16 protein-coding genes and 3 pseudogenes are annotated in these 18,351 nt (G+C 62.5%); 13 read left to right on the plus strand and 6 right to left on the minus strand.

Going from position 1 to position 18,351, the window contains the following annotated elements; translation table 11 throughout:
- Positions 1-227: pseudogene (locus NMG80_RS37720) on the plus strand (MFS transporter); the annotation flags it as partial.
- Positions 227-508: a hypothetical protein gene (locus NMG80_RS03410; RefSeq protein WP_254016837.1), complete on the plus strand. Its 282-nt coding sequence runs from the start codon at positions 227-229 to the stop codon at positions 506-508. The pseudogene NMG80_RS37720 and the gene NMG80_RS03410, both read left to right, overlap by 1 nt.
- Positions 509-707: 199 nt before the next feature.
- Here NMG80_RS03410 and NMG80_RS03415 read toward each other — a convergent pair whose 3' ends face one another.
- The gene (locus NMG80_RS03415; RefSeq protein WP_301942465.1) at positions 708-1,238 is read right to left on the minus strand and encodes an ABC transporter permease subunit; all 531 of its coding nucleotides are present in this window, start codon (positions 1,236-1,238) and stop codon (positions 708-710) included.
- A gap of 274 nt (positions 1,239-1,512) precedes the next feature.
- On the opposite strand from NMG80_RS03415, the gene NMG80_RS03420 reads away from it, so the two are divergent.
- The 7 genes from NMG80_RS03420 (at position 1,513) to NMG80_RS03450 (ending at position 9,966) form a co-directional block, all read left to right on the plus strand.
- Positions 1,513-2,064: a response regulator gene (locus tag NMG80_RS03420; RefSeq protein ID WP_254016839.1), complete on the plus strand. Its 552-nt coding sequence runs from the start codon at positions 1,513-1,515 to the stop codon at positions 2,062-2,064.
- A gap of 341 nt (positions 2,065-2,405) precedes the next feature.
- Positions 2,406-2,855 carry a TFIIB-type zinc ribbon-containing protein gene (locus NMG80_RS37725; protein WP_436798536.1) on the plus strand — a complete coding sequence of 150 codons (450 nt, stop codon included), beginning with the start codon at positions 2,406-2,408 and terminating at the stop codon, positions 2,853-2,855.
- Positions 2,856-2,907: 52 nt separating this feature from the next.
- Positions 2,908-3,819: a cation diffusion facilitator family transporter gene (locus NMG80_RS03430; RefSeq protein ID WP_254016840.1), complete on the plus strand. Its 912-nt coding sequence runs from the start codon at positions 2,908-2,910 to the stop codon at positions 3,817-3,819.
- 542 nt (positions 3,820-4,361) lie between these two features.
- Positions 4,362-4,889, plus strand: coding sequence for a c-type cytochrome (locus NMG80_RS03435; RefSeq protein ID WP_436798537.1), 528 nt, complete (start codon positions 4,362-4,364; stop codon positions 4,887-4,889).
- 237 nt (positions 4,890-5,126) lie between these two features.
- Positions 5,127-6,332, plus strand: a complete 1,206-nt coding sequence (locus NMG80_RS03440) for an efflux RND transporter periplasmic adaptor subunit (protein WP_254016842.1) — start codon at positions 5,127-5,129, stop codon at positions 6,330-6,332.
- A complete protein-coding gene (locus NMG80_RS03445; RefSeq protein WP_301942466.1) occupies positions 6,329-9,448 on the plus strand; it encodes an efflux RND transporter permease subunit in 3,120 nt (1,039 codons plus the stop codon). The genes NMG80_RS03440 and NMG80_RS03445 overlap by 4 nt, the downstream gene beginning before the upstream one ends.
- A 170-nt stretch (positions 9,449-9,618) precedes the next feature.
- Positions 9,619-9,966: a hypothetical protein gene (locus tag NMG80_RS03450; RefSeq protein WP_254016851.1), complete on the plus strand. Its 348-nt coding sequence runs from the start codon at positions 9,619-9,621 to the stop codon at positions 9,964-9,966.
- Here the strand turns inward: NMG80_RS03450 and NMG80_RS03455 are convergent.
- The 3 genes and pseudogenes from NMG80_RS03455 to NMG80_RS03465 form a co-directional block, all read right to left on the minus strand.
- A pseudogene (locus NMG80_RS03455) lies at positions 9,864-10,070 on the minus strand (DUF882 domain-containing protein); the annotation flags it as partial. The gene NMG80_RS03450 and the pseudogene NMG80_RS03455 overlap by 103 nt on opposite strands.
- A 66-nt stretch (positions 10,071-10,136) precedes the next feature.
- Positions 10,137-11,420, minus strand: coding sequence for a D-tagatose-bisphosphate aldolase, class II, non-catalytic subunit (locus NMG80_RS03460; RefSeq protein ID WP_254016843.1), 1,284 nt, complete (start codon positions 11,418-11,420; stop codon positions 10,137-10,139).
- A complete protein-coding gene (locus NMG80_RS03465) occupies positions 11,417-12,397 on the minus strand; it encodes a tagatose kinase (protein ID WP_254016844.1) in 981 nt (326 codons plus the stop codon). The genes NMG80_RS03460 and NMG80_RS03465 overlap by 4 nt, the downstream gene beginning before the upstream one ends.
- Before the next feature lie 301 nt (positions 12,398-12,698).
- On the opposite strand from NMG80_RS03465, the gene NMG80_RS03470 reads away from it, so the two are divergent.
- The 4 genes from NMG80_RS03470 to NMG80_RS03485 all read left to right on the plus strand — a co-directional run bounded on the left by NMG80_RS03470 (position 12,699) and on the right by NMG80_RS03485 (position 17,241).
- Complete coding sequence (locus tag NMG80_RS03470) at positions 12,699-14,018, plus strand: ABC transporter substrate-binding protein (RefSeq protein WP_436798538.1); 1,320 nt, start codon at positions 12,699-12,701, stop codon at positions 14,016-14,018.
- A gap of 241 nt (positions 14,019-14,259) precedes the next feature.
- A complete protein-coding gene (locus NMG80_RS03475; protein WP_254016845.1) occupies positions 14,260-15,030 on the plus strand; it encodes an L-iditol 2-dehydrogenase in 771 nt (256 codons plus the stop codon).
- Between the two features lie 36 nt (positions 15,031-15,066).
- Positions 15,067-16,080: a zinc-dependent alcohol dehydrogenase family protein gene (locus NMG80_RS03480; protein WP_254016846.1), complete on the plus strand. Its 1,014-nt coding sequence runs from the start codon at positions 15,067-15,069 to the stop codon at positions 16,078-16,080.
- A gap of 150 nt (positions 16,081-16,230) precedes the next feature.
- Positions 16,231-17,241 carry a LacI family DNA-binding transcriptional regulator gene (locus tag NMG80_RS03485; protein WP_254016850.1) on the plus strand — a complete coding sequence of 337 codons (1,011 nt, stop codon included), beginning with the start codon at positions 16,231-16,233 and terminating at the stop codon, positions 17,239-17,241.
- A 256-nt stretch (positions 17,242-17,497) separates the two neighbouring features.
- On the opposite strand, the gene NMG80_RS03490 is transcribed toward NMG80_RS03485, so the two are convergent.
- Together NMG80_RS03490 and NMG80_RS03495 are read right to left on the minus strand one after the other, a co-directional pair.
- On the minus strand, positions 17,498-18,091 hold the full coding sequence (locus NMG80_RS03490; RefSeq protein WP_254016847.1) for a zinc-binding dehydrogenase: 594 nt from the start codon (positions 18,089-18,091) through the stop codon (positions 17,498-17,500).
- 38 nt (positions 18,092-18,129) lie between these two features.
- Positions 18,130-18,266, minus strand: a pseudogene (locus NMG80_RS03495) (IS110 family transposase); the annotation flags it as partial.
- Positions 18,267-18,351: the final 85 nt, after the last annotated feature.

Here is an 18,351-nt window from a genome sequence, read left to right on the forward strand (position 1 = left end):
CTTCCTACGTGATGGCGGTTGTCACCGAGGTGGAGCAGGCAGCCGCCGCGAGCTTCACATCGGTCCCGCGCAGCCTGGCCGCCGCAGCCAGTCCTGCGCTGGCGGGCGCTCTGTTCGCTGCCTCGTTCCGGGCTTGGCCCCTCCTCATCTGCGGTGCACTGAAGATCGCTTACGATCTGCTGCTGCTGATGCAGTTTCGGCACCTCAAGCCGCCGGAGGAACGGTGATGCAGCCGCACCGGTTTGGGGTGTTTGACCAGGATGGTCAATCGCGAAGGAAAACGTTGGAAAGGTTGTCGATCACTTCCGGCTGTCGCGGAGCGCGAAATGTCGCCTCGCTTCCTCATGACATTGTCTGCCGCACTTTATCTGACATCATCGGTGTTTGCCGGGGCAGGATCACCCGTTCCGTCGAACGTCTGCTATCGAGCGTGGAAAAGCCGCTGCAGAAGGTCCGCATCGGGTCAGCTCACGACGATGCCCACGCCGACCTGAATGCCCGCTCTTGAAGATCCGCAGCCTGAAGCTGCCAGTCCACTGTCGGCCCATAGAATCCCGGTCAGCAATGCGCCCATCTTGGTCATTCTGCTGGCTCTCGCCGTTCTTCAAAAGCAGACACCGTTTGTGTCAACGCCACGGGCCTGGTTGCGCGATTTCGGACATTCCTGACGCCACGCCAAAGCCGAGGTCTATTGGGCGGCGCGGACTTTATTTGGATCGTCCCTGCACGATCCGGTCGATGATCATAGCGCAAAGCAAGATGGCGAAGCCCGCGAGCAGGCCTTGGCCAACAGCAGCATATTGAAGGGCGTTCAGAACATCTTCGCCAAGGCCGTTCGCGCCAATCAGTGACGCGATAACAACCATCGACAGACACATCAATATTGTCTGATTTATCCCGGCCATGATCGAGGGCATAGCAAGGGGCAGGTCCACACGCGTCAGCAGAAACCATCTCGTCGCGCCATATGCTTGCGCAGCTTCACGGATGGCTGGCGGCGGGAGAGGAACCGGATCCAACCTTCCCCAGTGGGAGAGTGCAAGCACAGCCAGTTGCGGCTGAAAGGCTATTTTCTCGGCGAATCCCCAGTGATCCAGCATGCCGAAGACCTCCTGCGTCGGTATGCGACCCATGACCTGCCAGTGCTGGTCACCGGGGAGACCGGGGTCAGGGAAGGAGAACCAGCGGACATGAAAAAAGCGCCGGCGGTTGAGTCGCTGGCCCTTGGTTTCGCTCAAGCGACGCGTCGGAAAAACGAATTCACTCTTCGATGAATCAGCACATATTAAAAGTCAAATCTGTAGTTACAAGATATATATATATATCGACCCAACGTATTATACTGATTGAATATCGCCCGTCTATATATCAGTTTGGCTTCAAAAGCCGAGTATGTTCAAACTGAAAGAGTCATTATGAAAAGATCAACAACAATATTGGCGACGATCGCTTTGGGTGCAATGCTGGCGACTGGCACGGCGACGGCCTCGATGGCGCGCGGCGGTGGCGGTCATGGCGGCGGTGGCGGTCATGGCGGCGGTGGCGGTCATGGCGGCGCTCATGGCGGCGCTCATGGCGGCAGTCACGGCGGCGCTCACGGCGGCCGAGGCTTTGGCGGCGGCCATATGGGTAGCGGCCATGTCGGAAGTTTTGGCGGCGGCCATATCGGAGGCTTTGGCGGTCATTCCCATGTCGCGGGCTTTGCCGGTGGCCGAGGCTATCACAGCGGCCAACATGGGTTCAGGGGCCATGGCAGTGATTTTTATGGCGACGGCTACTGCGGTTACCCATACACATCATATACATACGGTCTTTTCCCGTACTGTCCGTGATCCACAACAGGCACTTCGAATCCGGGCTCCACTGCACGAGTGGGACCGGATTCGAATCCGATGGAGCGCGTCTATGACTTCGAACGTGGTCTTGGTCGCGGAGGACGAGCCTCTTGTGTTGCTCGATGTCGAAATTTCGCTTGCTAAGGCAGGCTTTGAGGTTGTCAGCGCGAAGAACGGCAGTCAGGCGCTCGCGGCTTTGACGCCGAACCAGCACGCTTCAAGGCGGTAGTAACCCACGTCAGGCTCGGCGATGGCCCGAGTGGCTGAGATATTGGCCGCCATATTCGTGGAGGTCGCACCGACAATTCCGGTCGTGTACATAAGTGGTGATAGCGCGGCCGATTGGCATGCTCACGGCGTGCCCGAAAGCATCATGATCGAGGCCATTCGTTAGGCGCAAGTCATAACGGCGGTCCCTTCGCTACTGAAACAAGGCGCCTGTGGAGAAGTTGCCCGCCGACCGCGTGACCACACACGTGGTGATCCTAGGCGCAGCTGCGAACCATTGGAGCGCCCCCATAGGACGAGGAGAAATTCATGAAGTGTCCCATCGACAGTGCCGATCTGGTCATGGCTGAGCGGCAAGGCGTCGAGATTGACTATTATCCGAAGTGCGGTGGGATTTGGCTGGACCGCGGTGAACTCGACAAGATCGTCGAGCGGTCCGAAGCAGCGTCGCCCCAGCCCTCTTTCGTTCAGCCCCGGTCGGGAGCTGCACCACAACCGAATTATCCCAATCGGACGACGACAGCAGCCACCACCACCATGACGATGATCACCGGCCGCACAACTCCCCCCGCAAGAAGCGAAAGTCCTTCCTCGGAGATCTATTCGATTTCGGCGACTGATTGCGCCGACCAGGCCAGGAAACAAAGCCCTTCCACCTACGCTCGCCCGCATACGCAAGATCAAAGGGCGGGCGGAAAGCCGTCGAGCCCGCTTTGGCAGTGCATCGACGTGCCAATGCTCGCTGCACCGATGCGCGGAGAGATCAACTGCCTGATGGATCAAGCGGCCTAACGACCGGATTCAACAAGATGGTGGAAACCATCCTCAATCAAGGAAGGCGTCAATGAATCTTTCGCTGAAGATCGCGACTGGGAGCCTCGGTGTCAGTCTCATTGTGTTGACCATCAAGTACTGCGCCTATGTGCTGACGGGCAGCGTTGCGCTCTATTCCGACGCCTTGGAAAGCATCATCAATGTGGTCACGGCCGTCGCGGCGATCGTGGCCATTCGGAGTGCCGCCCGCCCGGCCGATGCGAACCACCAGTTCGGCCATCACAAGGCCGAGTACCTGTCGGCGGTTGTCGTGGGTGTGATGATCATCGTGGCGGCCTTGGCAATTTTGCGGGAAGCCTACGGGGCGTTTCTGGCGCCCACTCCGATCGATGCGCCTTGGAGCGGTTTGGCTGTGAACACGCTCGCCACCGTCCTCAATGCGGTCTGGAGTGGCGTGCTGATCCGGCAGGGCCGTACGCACCGCTCCGCCGCTCTGGTGGCTGATGGCAAGCATCTGTTGGTTGATGTGGTCACATCGGTGGGTGTTTTGGTGGGCGTCGTGCTTGTGGTGCTGACAGGCATCGAGGTCCTGGACGCAGCGATAGCGGCACTCGTGGCGCTGCACGTGCTGTGGAGCGGATGGGGCGTCGTCCGGGAGAGCGCCAGCGGCCTGATGGACGAGGCCGCACCAGCCGAGGAGCTGAAGCGTATTCGCGAGACGATCTCAACCAACACTGGCGACGCAATCGAGACACATGATCTACGCACACGTCACGCGGGCAAAGTCACCTTCATCGAGTTCCATCTCGTCGTCCCGGGCAGCATGAGCGTGGAGCGATCACACGAAATCTGCGACCGCTTGGAAGCAGCCCTCAAGGAGACACTGGAGGGGGCAATCGTCACCATCCACGTCGAGCCCGAACACAAGCCCAAGCACGTCCGGTCGAACCAGATGGGGAGCTTTGCGCAGGCGGAAGGCTGATGCCGCCGGGGCCGCTTACCACTCGGGCCGGAAATTGGGCCGAAATGTCGAGTGCTCGGCTTTGTGCCTTCCAGGCATGTCCATCCTTATCGAACACCTGCCTGCCTGACAGGCGGCGGATTTGCACTGGCGATTGAGTACCACACGGATCACGCGGCTATAATCGCGGTTGGGCTTGTGCACCAAGCAGCCTCAGTAGCGACATTGATGGAGTGGCCCGAAGGGCACTGTCTCGAAGGCATTATCAGCCTATCGCGAAGGACATCCTGGAACGGGCTAGGAGCCTGAACTTGCTCTGACTGAGCACGAAACTCATACTAAGATATGGGTTCGGCCAAACCATTACACAACCTGCGTTTATCCCCACTTGCTGTATTGGAAGCGATGAGAGTACGCAGTCGATTCGTGATGTGCATACCCGCGCAACGGTCGGTCGCACCCCACCCGCGGAGTCACGCCGTGCCATGCCGGTCGAAGCAATTCCACCGCCAGGCCGCGGGTGACGCGCCGCCGCAAAGCATGAAGCTGAGGATTTCGAAATGTTGCTTCGTTTGTTCCAGGGCCTCGGCATCGCCATAATTGCGATCGTTTTCGAAGGCCTGCTTTTCCTGTACCTGAACAGCTCTGATGCATCCTCACTCGCTCAGTTCGGATCGGGCGGCGCCCCTGCGCCGCACACGGCAATGCCCCATCCCCGTCCTGCAGCAGCAGTACGGGTGCCGGTTCCTGCAGGTCTGGAAACGCCGGAGGCGGTCCAGGCCGGAGCGCATCTGTTTCGGGAGAACTGCGTCTCATGCCATGGGGCTCCAGGCATCGCCCCAGCCGCTCAGGGAATGAATCCGGCTCCTCCGAACCTGCTGCTCGCCGGCAGGCGGAACGATCCCGCCGAGGTTTTCCCGAAGGTCAAGAACGGCATCCCCGGAACCGCTATGCCCGCGTGGAGCGACCAGCTTCCGGATCAAAACATCTGGTCTCTCGCGGCGTTCCTCCACCACTCCCGCGGCATCCAGGCAGACGCCTTCGAGGCGCTCAGCACGACGGAGGCCGACGCCAGTCCGGAGGGGCACTAACCAGTAGCAGTGCGAAGGCAAATTCGGTGCGTCGAAGAACTTCGACTGCCAGGGTTGCATCCGGCCCAATGCGTCCGCCAACCAGTCAGTGCAAACCGGTCGCTTGAGGGCCCTTCCATCCGAAGGACCGAAGATCCGAGCCTTGCTGCCATGCCGCAACGATCCCGTCAGCAGTGTGGTGAAGGTTACGTCAATTGCAATTCTTTTCCGTCGCGAATCAACTTGGAGCCCGATCTCATGGTTCTCTCGTCACACAAAAGACGTTCAAGGCTTCCTCTCGCGTTCGCGACCCTTGGTATCGTGCTCGCCGCCGCGGCGGGCGGCTTTCTCTGGTACAGGCCGGCCGCTGACGCGGCCAACGGGGCCGTGCGGGCGAGCCCGCCCGCTGTCCCCGTGACGGTGGAAGCGGCGGCGCGCCGTGACCTGCCGATCTATCTCACCGGCCTCGGCACGGTGCAGGCCGAAAATACGATCTCGATCCTTAGTCAGGTCGACGGCACGCTGCAGAGCGTTGACTTCCTCGAAGGCCAGGAAGTGCACAAGGGCGACGTGCTGGCGCGGATTGATCCCCGCCCCTATCAGGCGGTCCTCGATCAGGCGAAGGCCAAGAAGGCGCAGGACGAAGCGCAACTGGTCGGCGCGCAGAAGGATCTTGTGCGCTTCCAGGAGCTTGCTGCGAGGAAATTCGGGACCGCGCAGAACGTCGACCGTCAGGTCGCAGTGGTCGACCAACTCAAGGCCACGATCGACGCGGACGCCGCGGCGATCGAGAGCGCGCAGACGCGGCTCGATTACACTGTGATCAAGGCTTCGATCGATGGGCGCATCGGCGTGCGCCGCGTCGACGCCGGCAATGTCGTGCATGCCGCGGATACGACCCCGATCGCGATCCTGACGCAGATTCGCCCGGCATCGGTCGTGTTTACCTTGCCGGAGCGAAATCTCGCGGCTGTCCACCAGGCAATGGCGCGCGGCCCCGTCAAAGTGGTCGCGTATGATCAGGACAATGTCCAGGCGATCGGCACCGGCACCCTCGTGTTGATCGACAATCAGATCGATCAGACCAGCAGCACCATCCGGCTGAAAGCGACCTTCCCCAATCAGGACGAGGCGCTCTGGCCCGGCGAATTCGTCCGCGCCCACATCCTGATCGATACGCGCAAGGATGCCGTTACCATCGCGTCGGCGGCTGTGCAGCGGGGTGCCAACGGAACCTATACCTGGATCGTGAAGCCCGACGGCACGGCGGCGACTCAGCCGATCGACGTCGGTCCGACGCAGAGCCACGTGACCGTCATCAATAGCGGCATCTCGGCCGGCGACCAGGTGGTGGTGGAGGGGCAATATCGGCTCCAGGCCGGCGCACGGGTCGATGCCAAGCCCGCGAATACCACCGCGACGACTGACGGAGATGGCCGGGCGGCTCGAGGAGCCGCGTCGTGAAAATCTCGGAAGGCTTCATCCGTCGCCCCATCGCCACGTCGCTGCTGATGGCGGCGCTGGCGCTCGCCGGCATCGCAGCCTATCCCCTGCTGCCCGTCGCCTCGCTCCCACAGGTTGACTTCCCCACCATCCAGGTGTCCGCCACGCTACCCGGTGCGAGTCCAGACACGATGGCGTCGTCCGTTGCGGCGCCGCTGGAGCGGCAGTTCGGCCAGGTGTCCGGCATCACGCAGATGACCTCCACGAGCACGCTTGGCAGAACCTCGATCACGCTCCAGTTCGACCTTTCACGCAATATCGACTCGGCAGCCCAGGACGTGCAGGCGGCGATCACGGTTGCCGGCCGCCAGCTGCCGCCCACCCTGTCGGCACCGCCGAGCTATCGGAAGGTAAATCCTGCCGACTCGCCGATCCTGATCCTCGGCGCAAGCTCCGACACGATGCCGCTGACCGAGGTCGACGACTACGCCGACAATGTGCTCGCCCAGCAGATCTCGCAGGTTCCGGGCGTCGCCCAGGTCATTATCGGCGGCGAACAGAAGCCTTCCGTTCGCATCCAGGTCGATCCCGGCAGGCTCGCGGCAACAGGTCTCACCTTGGAAGATGTGCGCGGCGTGATCGTCGACGCCACCGCCAACGCGGCTAAAGGCACCACGAACGGCGCACAGCGCAGCTTCACCATCGCCGTGAATGATCAGCTGACGACGCCGTCGGAGTATGACAACGTAATTCTGGCCTATCGCAGCGGTGCGCCGATCCGCGTGCGCGATGTCGGCCACGCCGTCGCGGGGCCTGAAGATACCACCATCGCCGCGTGGAACGGCAACAAGCGCAGCATAATTCTCCAGGTCTTCAAGCAGCCCAGCGCCAACGTGGTCGACACGGTCGATCAGATCAAGGCCTTGATGCCGCAATTCGCCGCGGTGATCCCGGCGGCCATGAAAGTCGACACGATCGTCGACCGAACCCAGACGATCCGGGCATCGGTCGCCGACGTGGAGTTCACGCTCGGCCTGACAATGGCTCTCGTCGTCATGGTGATCCTCCTGTTCCTGCGGAACTTCTGGGCGACTGTGATTCCAGCCATCACGGTGCCGCTGTCGCTCCTTGGCAGCGCGGCACTGATGTATCTGTTCGGCTTCAGTCTCGACAATCTCTCGCTGATGGCGCTCAGCATCTCGATCGGCTTCGTCGTCGACGACGCAATCGTCGTCGTGGAGAACATCTACCGCTACGTCGAAGAGGGCGAGACGCCCCTGAATGCCGCATTGAAGGGCGCGCGCGAGATCGGTTTCACGGTTTTGTCGATCAGCATTTCGCTCGTCGCGGTGTTCATCCCGCTCTTGCTGATGGGCGGCATCGTCGGCCGTCTGTTCCAAGAGTTCGCCATCACGGTAACGGCCGCGATCACGGTCTCCGCCCTGGTGTCGCTCACCTTGACACCGATGCTCGCCTCCCGCTTCCTCCGTCGCGAGAGCGACGAACATAGCCGGATCTACCGGGCGATCGACGGGATGTTCGAAGCGCTCATCGGGTTCTATCGCCGCACGCTCGACATCGTTCTGCGTCACCAGTTCATCACGCTCCTGGTGTTCTTCGCCAACATCGCCCTGACGGCATATCTGTTCATGGACATCCCGAAGGGCTTCTTCCCGGTGCAGGACAACGGCCTGATCCTTGGCATATCCGAGGCAGCCCAGGACGTCTCGCCGGCCGAGATGCAGCGCCTGCAGGTCGCTCTGGGCGAGATCGTCGGCCGCGATCCCGACGTGGCGGCGTTCGGCTCCGTGCTTGGCGGCGGTGTCAACACTCCGAATACCGGCCGCTTCTTCATCGCGCTCAAGCCGCGTGAGGAGCGGACGGCGAGCGCGACCGACGTGATCAACAGGCTACGGCCGCAACTTGCGGCCGTCCAGGGCGCAGCCCTCTTCCTGCAGCCGGCACAGGACATCACCGTGGGCGGCCGCCTCGCGCGTGCGCAGTATCAATATACGCTCCAGGACGCCAACCTCGATGAGTTGACTGCCTGGGCGCCGCGCCTGCTCGAGAAGCTGAAGACGCTGCCCGAGCTCACCGACGTCACGACGGACCAGCAGGCCAATGCGCCCCAGCTCACAGTCACGATCAACCGCGATCAGGCGGCCCGCTTCGGCATTCAGCCAAGGGTTATCGACGACACGCTGAACGACGCCTTCGGCCAGCGTCAGGTCGCGAGATATTTCACTCAGGTTAACTCCTATAACGTGATCCTCGAAGTGCCGCCGGCAATGCAGGGCTCCGTCTCGACCCTCGACCAGATCTATCTGAAATCGCCGGCAACAGGCGAGGCCGTGCCGCTTTCCACTCTCGTCACGGTTGATACGCGCAAGGTCGGGCCGCTTTCGGTCTCCCATCAGAGCCAGTTCGCGGCCGTCACGCTCTCGTTCAACCTCGCGCCCGGCGTGGCGCTCGGCGAGGCCGTCAATGCGGTCAACCAGGCCGCGGTTGAGATCGGCAAGCCGTCTTCCCTCATCGGCACGTTCCAAGGTAGTGCCCAGGCGTTTCAGAGTTCGCTGTCGAGCGAACCGATCCTGATCGCGGCTGCCCTGATCGTAGTCTACATTATCCTCGGCATGCTCTATGAAAGCTATGTCCACCCGCTGACCATTCTGTCAACGCTGCCGTCGGCGGGCTTAGGAGCGCTGCTGATGTTCCGGATCGCCGGCTTCGACCTCTCGGTCATCGGCATCATCGGCATCATCTTGCTGATCGGCATCGTCAAGAAGAATGGCATCATGCTGGTCGATTTCGCGATTGCCGGCGAGCGCGAACGCGGGCTTGCGCCCTTGGATGCGATCCGCCAAGCCTGCCTGCTACGCTTCCGGCCGATCCTGATGACGACGATGGCGGCCCTGTTGGGCGGCGTGCCGCTGATGCTCGGCACCGGGTCGGGTTCGGAGCTGCGTCAGCCGCTCGGCTACGCTATGGTCGGCGGGCTGGCGCTCAGCCAAGTGCTGACGCTCTACACTACCCCGATCGTCTATCTCTATCTTGATCGCCTGCAGCATTGGCTCAAAGGCGCGCGGCGCGGCGAGAAGGTGGAAGCCGCCGAACCGGAATTCACACCGGCGGAGTGATGGCGCCTCAACTGGGCCGTATCCGCACGCCACGGCCGGCGACGAACTTGAACGCATCGACACGGCTATCGAACGTCGCAAGCACGGCGCTGCCATCGACGACCTGAAATCCGCTTTGGTAGCGGAACCTGACCTTTACCGCCCTCCGCTCATCCCCGGAACCGCTCTGTATGCCAGAGGATCTTGTCATCCGCGCCTTTCATCGGTTTGTGGATCATCAATCGCTTGGGCAGGTGCTCGGGGTGGACTTCAAGGAGGGTGATCTTGATTTGTGGCTTGCATCGGCTGCAATCGAACTTGAGCTTAAACGGATCGACACCGCGGCCATAGACCATCATCAGGTCGGCGGAGCGGCAACAGAGGACGTTGCCGCATCTGCCTGGATGAGTGCAGCTTCTCCCAATTGGCCAGGCCGCTACTTGGTCTGGAAGCGAGCCACCGACGGGAATCTGACGGCGTTGCCGGTGAACCGGTTGGCGTCGGCCATATGGTTGTCCGATTGGAAGCGAGCGTTGTAGACCGCGCTCGGCGCTGTACGGACGAAGTTGTAAGCGAGGCGAGGCGCTGTTGCGGCGTCCGAAACAGTGGAGACCTGTTCGCCGCTGTGCAATGCCCAGCGGGCTCGAGGTGATACTTGGCGGTGACCAGTAGACACAGCAAGCTCTTGGCTGATGACGACGCAACGAATTCAGGCGTTGTCCCCGCAGCAAGCCGCGTCGTAGTCGGCCAGCACCTGGCCGATCGCGGCGTGAAGAATGGCCTCGGGATTCCCGCCAGGCCCGAGCTCGGCCGGCACCATCGGCAGGAACTGTCGCATCAGCGTTTCGGGAATGCCGACGCCGTTGAGCACCTCGAGCAGACGGCCAACGGCAACGCCGGCAGTGGGGTTGCTCCAGTAATAGCGGACGCGGTCGCTGTAGCTGTAATGCCGCTGGAGGTAGAGGCTCGCGTCATTGCCGTGATAGTGGCTGTGCCAATGGCCCGGCGATGCCAGCATCACGCGCTCCATCGTGCGGGCAAGCGACCTGTTGCCGTAATCCGCGACCATTTCGGACGCGATCAGGTCAAGCCCGTAAAGCGCCTCGCGCAAGGCAAATGTCAGGCCCGGGCCGACTTTGAGGATGGGAAAGCCGTTGCCGACAAGTGCCGTCAGCGCAGCGCGGCTCTGGTAGTCGGTGGAATGCGCCTCGTAGACGAGCGACGGTTCCTCATCGAGCAGTCCGGTCAGCGCCTTCGACGCTTCCGGCCTGTAGGCGACGACGTTCTGGCTGCCGAATTCGACGCCCGGCTGCACGACCACGGCGATGACGCGGCCGAACGCTTCCGCCAGCCCTTCCCGGGCAAAGATCTCACGATGCACGTCGATCGTGCGGCGCGCCGCCGCCGCTTCGGTCGGCTTCAGCTCGCTGATCGTGTGGTCGACGCCGCCCGGCGCGGGAACCTCGGTGCCGATGATGTAGACCGGCAACGCACCCCCGCTCGCGCGCGCTGCCTTTTCAGCCGCCTTAGCCAGCCGCGCCGCCCGCATGGCGATCGTCTCGTCGTCGAGGGCCGCCGGCTCACCGGCGCATCCCATCGAGGCGTCGAGATGGATCTTGCTGAAGCCGGCCGCGACATAGGCGCTGACCATGGCCTCGGCTTTGTCCATCGCCTGCGCCGCCGGCTCCGCGCGCCATGGGTTCGGTCCCAGATGATCGCCGCCGAAGATGATGCGCGAGGCCTCCAGCACCTCCTTGCCGGCGATCTCCAGCACGAAGCCGACGAACCGCTCCGGCGTCATTCCGGTATAGCCGCCGAACTGGTTGACCTGATTGCAGGTCGCCTCGATCAGCAGCTTGATTTCCTTGCTTCCAACGGCGCGCCTGACGGCCGTCTGGATCACCAGCGGATGGGCCGAGCAGACCGAGGTGATGCCGCGAGGCGATCCGTTTCTGCGCGCGGTGGCGAGGCCTGCAAGCGGGTTGGCTGTCATGTCGCCCTCGCCGTCCCGGCAATGAAGCCATCGAGCACGTCGAAGCCGGCGATACCTTCCATGGGTCCGCGTCGCGTGACGTTGCGGGCGCCGGCGGCATTGGCATAAAACAGCGCCTTGCCGGGTTCCATCCCCATGCGCCGGCAGGTCAGGTAGGTCGCTCCGAAGCAATCGCCAGCTCCGGTCGGGTCGACTTCCTCCACTAGGAAACCGGCGCAGTCGATCCTGCTGCCATCGGCAGCAAACCGGGACGAGCCGGCAGCCCCCCGCTTCAGCACGATCTCGCCGACGCCTCTGGCGATCAGCGCCGCGACCGCCTGCGTCTCGTCCTCGACGCCGGCCGCGGCGAGCAACTCGTCACCAGAGGGCAGCAAGAGGTCGGCGTCGTCAACCAAAGCCGAAAACAGCGCGCCGTCAGCGCCGTCGATCAGTTCCTTGCGCACATTCGGGTCGAAGGAGATCGAGCCGCCACGCGCCCGCACCGCCTTGACCGCATAGGCGACGATCTCCTTCAGCCCAGAGACCGACAGGGTCGAGCCCATGACATGCAGATGGCCGGCTCTATCCGCCAGCTGCCGCGCCTCTGCTGTGAGGCGGATTTGCCCGGCGGCGGATTCGGCGATGTTGTAGACGAAGTCCCTGCCGCCGTCCGGGCGGTAGCGCACGAAGGCGCTCCCCGTCGGGTAGCGGTCGCTGACCCAAACGGCCGAGACGTCGACGCCGTCGCGCCGCAGCCGCTGCAGGTTGATGGTGCCGAAGTCGTCGCGGCCGACGCAGGCGACGATGCCGGCGCCGCCGCCGAGCCTTGCGGCCTGGTCGATGAAAATCGCCGGCGCGCCGCTCGGATAGGGGCCCATCAGCACCAGCGGCTCGAGGAAACCCAGGCCCTGTTCGGTCGCCATGATCTCGACCAGAATTTCGCCGGCGACGATCGTCGGACCCACGGATTCGGAGGCGATCTCCCTTCGGCGACCCATTGCTCCAGTTCCTTCTCTCCCCAGCCGAACCGTGACGCCGGTCATGGCGTATGCCGGCAGCGCGATAGCGCTTGGCTATAGCCGAGGTAAATCGCCGCGAGTGCGAAGTCAACATAAACTGTACGCATGTTCACTTGATTTGCGGCTTTCTCGGATATGTCGAGCGGTGACAATTTCTCCATCGGGGGATGGATTTCCCCAAAAATCAGGACACAGTCGACTTGACTTGGCTTTCCTGTAGCGCAATAAAATATATACGCATGTTCACTTACACATGCGCATTCGTAAAGGAGGAGACGAAATGCCAATTGGTAAGCGTATTGGAATTTTCGCCCTGTCGGTCGCCGCTTCGGCGCTGGCGACCAGTGCCGCCCTGTCCGAGGAGATCACGGTCGCGACGGTCAACAATGGCGACATGATCATCATGCAAAAGCTTTCGCCCGAATGGGAGAAGGCAACCGGAAACAAGGTCAACTGGGTGGTGCTGGAGGAGAATGTGCTGCGCGAGCGGGTCACCACCGACATCGCCACCAAGGGCGGCCAGTTCGATGTCATGACCATCGGCGGCTATGAGACGCCGATCTGGGGCAAGAGCGGCTGGCTGACACCGCTCAACGATCTCGGCGACGACTACGACTATGATGATCTCATCGCGCCGGTGCGCAGCGGCCTGACGGTCGACGGCAAGCTCTACGCCGTGCCGTTCTATGCCGAAAGCTCGTTCACGCTCTACCGCAAGGATCTGTTCGACGCCGCCGGCCTGAAGATGCCGGAGCAGCCAACCTATGACCAGATCACCGAATTCGCCGACAAGCTCACCGACAAGTCGAAGGAGCAGTACGGCCTGTGCCTGCGCGGCAAGCCGGGCTGGGGCGAGAACATGGCCTTTGTCGGCACACTGGTGAACACGTTCGGCGGCCGCTGGTTCGACATGGATTGGAAGCCGCAGATCAATTCGCCCGAGTGGAAAAAGGCGATCGGCTGGTATGTCGACACGATGAAGAAGGATGGACCTCCGGGAATAAGCTCCAACGGTTTCAACGAGAACCAGACCTTGTTCGCCTCCGGTCGTTGCGCCATGTGGATCGATGCCACTTCGGCGGCGGGCCGCGTCTATGATCCGAAGCAAAGCAAGGTCGCCGACAAGGTTGCCTTTGCCAAAGCGCCGGTGGCAGTGACGGCCAACGGTTCGGCCTGGGGCTGGGCATGGAGCCTCGCCATCCCGACGTCGACCAAGAAGGCGGACACGGCGAAATCCTTCGTGAAGTGGGCGACGTCGAAGGCCTATGTCCAGCGCGTCGGCGAGACCGAAGGCTGGGTCGCGGCACCGCCAGGAACGCGCAAGTCCACCTATGCCAGCGCGGACTACCAGAAGGCGGCCCCTTTCGCCGCAACCGTGCTTGCCGCGATCGAGTCCGCCGACCCGACCAAGCAGACCAAGGATCCGGTGCCCTATACCGGCATTCAGTTCGTCGCCATTCCTGAGTTCCAGGGCATCGGTACCCAGGTCGGCCAGGCCATCGCCGCGGCAGTCACCGGCGAGCAGTCGGTCGACGACGCGCTGAACGGCGCCCAGGCTTCCGTCGAAAAGACGATGGAGGAGGCGGGCTACATCAAATAGCCGGTCCGCTCCAAGCCGAGCAGGCTAGGAGGAGGCATAGCGTGCGCTTCACCCGGCCGTCCGGCCCTGCCGCACACTCCCTTGCGGCGGGCCGGGGACACACGGATCCGCCAAAAGCGATTCCCGGAAAAGCTGCCTAGTGGCCTTCCATCAGGAATTGCGTGAGCAAAGGCGGATCCGTGCGTTCCTACTGGCGGCGCCGTGCCGCTGATAATCGAAATCGCGGGAACTGGAATTGGCAATGAAGCTGACGAACAAGATTGCCCTGATCACCGGCGGTGCGCGCGGCATTGGGCTCGGCTTCGCACAGGCCTATGCGCGTGAAGGCGCCAAAGTGGTCATTGCCGACATCGATATCGAGCGCGCGACACGGGCGGCTGCGGCGATCGGTGCGGCGGTCAGCGCCGTAAAGCTCGACGTCACCGACCTGGCTGCGATCGACAGCGTCGTGGCCGAAATCGACCGCGAGTTCGGCGGCATCGACATCCTCGTCAACAACGCCGCCATCTTCGACATGGCGCCGATCACCGACATCACCGAAGCAAGTTACGAACGGGTCTTCGGCATCAATCTCAAGGGGCCGCTGTTCATGATGAAGGCCGTGGCCAATCCGATGATCGCGCGCGGCCGCGGCGGCAAGATCATCAACTTGGCGAGCCAGGCCGGCCGGCGCGGCGAGGCGCTGGTGATGCTCTACTGCGCCTCCAAGGCGGCGATGATTTCGGCGACGCAGTCGGCCGCACTTGCGCTGGTCAAGCACGGTATCAACGTCAACGCGATTGCACCCGGCGTCGTCGACGGCGAGCACTGGGATGTCGTCGATGCCCACTTCGCCCGCTGGGAAGGCCTGAAGCCGGGCGAGAAGAAGGCGGCCGTCGCCAAGTCCGTGCCGATCGGCCGCTTCGCGCAGCCCGGGGACATTGCGGGGCTCGCCGTGTTCCTGGCCTCGTCCGACGGCGACTACATTCTGGCGCAGACCTACAACGTCGACGGCGGCAACTGGATGAGTTGAAGCGTTGTTCGAGCCGCATCGTTAAGGGAGCTGAAAATGAAAGCCATCCGATTCACCGCCGCGGGCGTCGCCGGCATGGCGGATCTCGACCTGCCAAAGGTCAAGCCCGGACACGCTCTGGTGCGGGTCCGCGCGGCCGGGCTCTGCCATACCGACATCGAGGTGCTGCATGGCCGCTACGGCGAAGGCGCGTTCCCGCTGGTCCCCGGCCATGAATATGCCGGTACCATTGAGGCGATCGCCGACGACGTCACAGCGGTGAAGCCCGGCGACCGGGTTGCCGTCGATCCCAACATTCCGTGCGGGCATTGCCCGGCGTGCAGGAAGGGCTTGACCAATCTGTGCGCCAGTCTGAAAGCCTATGGCGTGACCACGGATGGCGGCTTCGCAGAGTTCAGCATAGTTGCCGTCGATCATCTACATGGCATCGGCGATCTCGACTTCGCCACGGCGGCACTCGCCGAGCCGCTCGCCTGCGTCCTCAACGGCCTAGGTGCCGCCGGGCTCGGGGTAGGCGGCGGCACGCCCGGCACCGCGCTGGTCTTCGGCGCCGGGCCGATCGGACTGCTGCTTGCCCTCTCGCTCAGGGCCAAGGGCGTCAAGAGGGTGGCGGTCGCCGATATCAGTGAACAGCGCCTCGCCTTCGCCGAGGCGCTCGGGCTGGAGCCACAGGTGTCCGGATCGCAGGCGCTGTCGGCCAGGGCGCGCGGCTTCGATTTTGTCGCCGACGCCACCGGTGTCGCCAAGGTGGTCGAAGGCATGATCGGGTTCACCACCGATGGCGGCACAGCGCTGGTTTTTGGTGTCTGCGCACCCGATGCCAGGGTCTCTGTCGCCCCGTTCGAGATGTTCCGCCGGCAGATCCGTTTGGCAGGGGCGCATTCGCTCAACCGCAACATTCCGCAGGCGCTCGACATCCTCAGACGCGACGACGGCACGATGGCGCGGCTGGTCAGCCACCAACTGCCGCTTGTCGACCTGCTGCCGTTCTTCTCGAAGGGCAGTGCCGACCCGACGACGATGAAAGTACAGTTTTTCGCGGGGTCATAATCAGAGCAGTCAGCCACGACCTCGGACGACAATCCGGCTCCTGCGCTGGAAAGAAATTGTCCTCCTCCTTTCCGCGAAAAAGTGACTCAAATAGACAGTGGCGACGGCAGGTCGAACAGGGGGCCATCGATGGCAAAGACGATAAGGACGATGGAGGATTTCTCGGCCTTTGTCGGTCTGTCTCGCACGACGGTCTCCAAATATTTCAACGATCCCAACTCGGTCAGGAAAAACACTCGGAACGTGATCGAGGCCGCGCAAAAGAAGTCCGGCTTCCGGCCGAGCATATTCGCCGTCAATCTCAATCGACGCCGCAGCAACATTCTGGGCGTCATCATCCCAAATTCGACGGACCCGTTCTATATGGCGCTGACGCGTCGCATTGAAACGATCGCCAACGAAGCCGGCTTCCTGGCGTTTGTATTGTCTTCCGACGGACATGCCGACATGGAAGACCGGGCGATCCAGACGTTCAAGTCGATGAACATTGCCGGTGCCATTATCGCGCCACTCGGCGTGCAGTCGCATCATCGGACCCTGGCCGAACTCGGATCAAGCATTCCGCTGATCTATGTCGACTCACCACTTGACGAGACGTCGTCGTTTGTCGGCACCGACAACAGGCAGAGTTTCAAGCTCATTGTCGACTACCTCTGCCGGTCCGGTGAGCCGCCGTGTTATTTCGCCATGCCGCTGGTCAACAACAATGCCTCGGCCAGACAGGACGCCTATGTCGAAGCCATGCAGCAGTTCAAGATGACGCCAAGCATTGTGCCCGTCGTCGACGCACGGTCGTGGGATTTTGAGAAATTCGGCTTCGACGAAGCGCTTCGCATCCTGAAGAGGCAAGGGTTTTCGACCAGGACCGTGCTTTGCGCCAACGACCGTGTCGCCTTCGGCGTGATCGCTGCCGCGTATCAGCTGGGCCTGAAGGTAGGCCATGGGGCGGATTGCGACCTACGGGTCGCCGGGCACGACGACCATCCCTTGTCGCGCTACGCCTGCCCGCCGATCACGACCGTTGCGCAGAACTATAGCGAGATCGGCCGCCTGGCCATCGAACTACTGCTGGAGCGACTGGATGAAAAATCGCCGGCGGCGAAACGTGAGAACGGGCGCATTCTGCTCAACGCCGAATTGATGCTGCGCAGTTCTGCTTGAATCCGCAAAATGCGGATCGCTACACTTGGCCCGAATTCGAGATGGCAAAGCCGTGAACAGGGCCGACCACGAAAAGAAAGTTTGGCGACACTGACCGCAATTGGGGCTGCCGTTGCGCGCGGAAGTCTACCTCAGGCGCAACCACATGCCGGGGCCGGTTGATTGTGGGGGAGCCGTATTGGTTCAAATTTCCAGCCTTGGAATCCTGGAAATAGATCACCTCAAATTGGCGCAGAATGCCGCCGGGTTCACTGTCTTAGATTTCTGAGAACGAGCTCTCGGACCGCAACGAGTGCCTCGCGACGTCCATGGACGGCTTGCTCATACCGGACGAAACAGGTTGGAAGGGCTCGATGTCGGAACCAAAGACGATCGCCTGCCGCCCCTCGGCGTTTCCCGCTTTCAGCAGGGCCAATGCGCTGGTTGCCTCGGCGAGCGTGACGCGCTGGACCTGGGTCTCGAAGGGTTGCGCCTCATGCAGCTGGATCAGCTCGCGCATCTGCGCGCGCGTGCCGACGCTGGTTCCGGTTATCCAGACACCGCTTGCGGTCAGCCACTCCTGGCTGAGCGGCACCGGTTGCGAGACCATGGGCGCCGCAATGATCCGGCCGCGCGGACGAATAGCCGCGACCATGGCATCCCAGCTTGCCGGCGTCGGCGCGAAGTTGATGCAGACATGGGCACGCAAAGCGGCCGGCCAAGTGTCGGCCAGCTCTGGCGAGGCAAGCAGGGTGTGCTCGGCGCCAAGGGATGCCGCAAGACGGAGCTTCGCTTTATCCGTATCGATGCGACGACCACTGCGCCAAGCCGCCGGGCGATCTGGATGGCATATAGGCCCAACCCACCACAACCGAAGACGGCGCAGATCTCACCTTCCCTGGCAGCAGTTTCGGCCTTGTCGGTCTTGTTGCGCTGCGCCGACATCGCGGCGCGCACATGCACCGTCTCAAGGCAGATCGCCGGGAGCCCGAGTTTCTTGAGCTCGGGAGCAGCCAGAGGGACAGCAATCCGGCCTGTGGCCCAAGCGACGCCTATGGCAAAGAGCGCCTTTGAATTGGTCGTACTCGCGGCAACAACTTTCTCAGTGCGAAATGCCGAGTAGGTGGGGGC

The sequence above is a fragment of the Mesorhizobium escarrei genome, from assembly GCF_935825525.1.
Lineage (GTDB): Bacteria > Pseudomonadota > Alphaproteobacteria > Rhizobiales > Rhizobiaceae > Mesorhizobium > Mesorhizobium escarrei.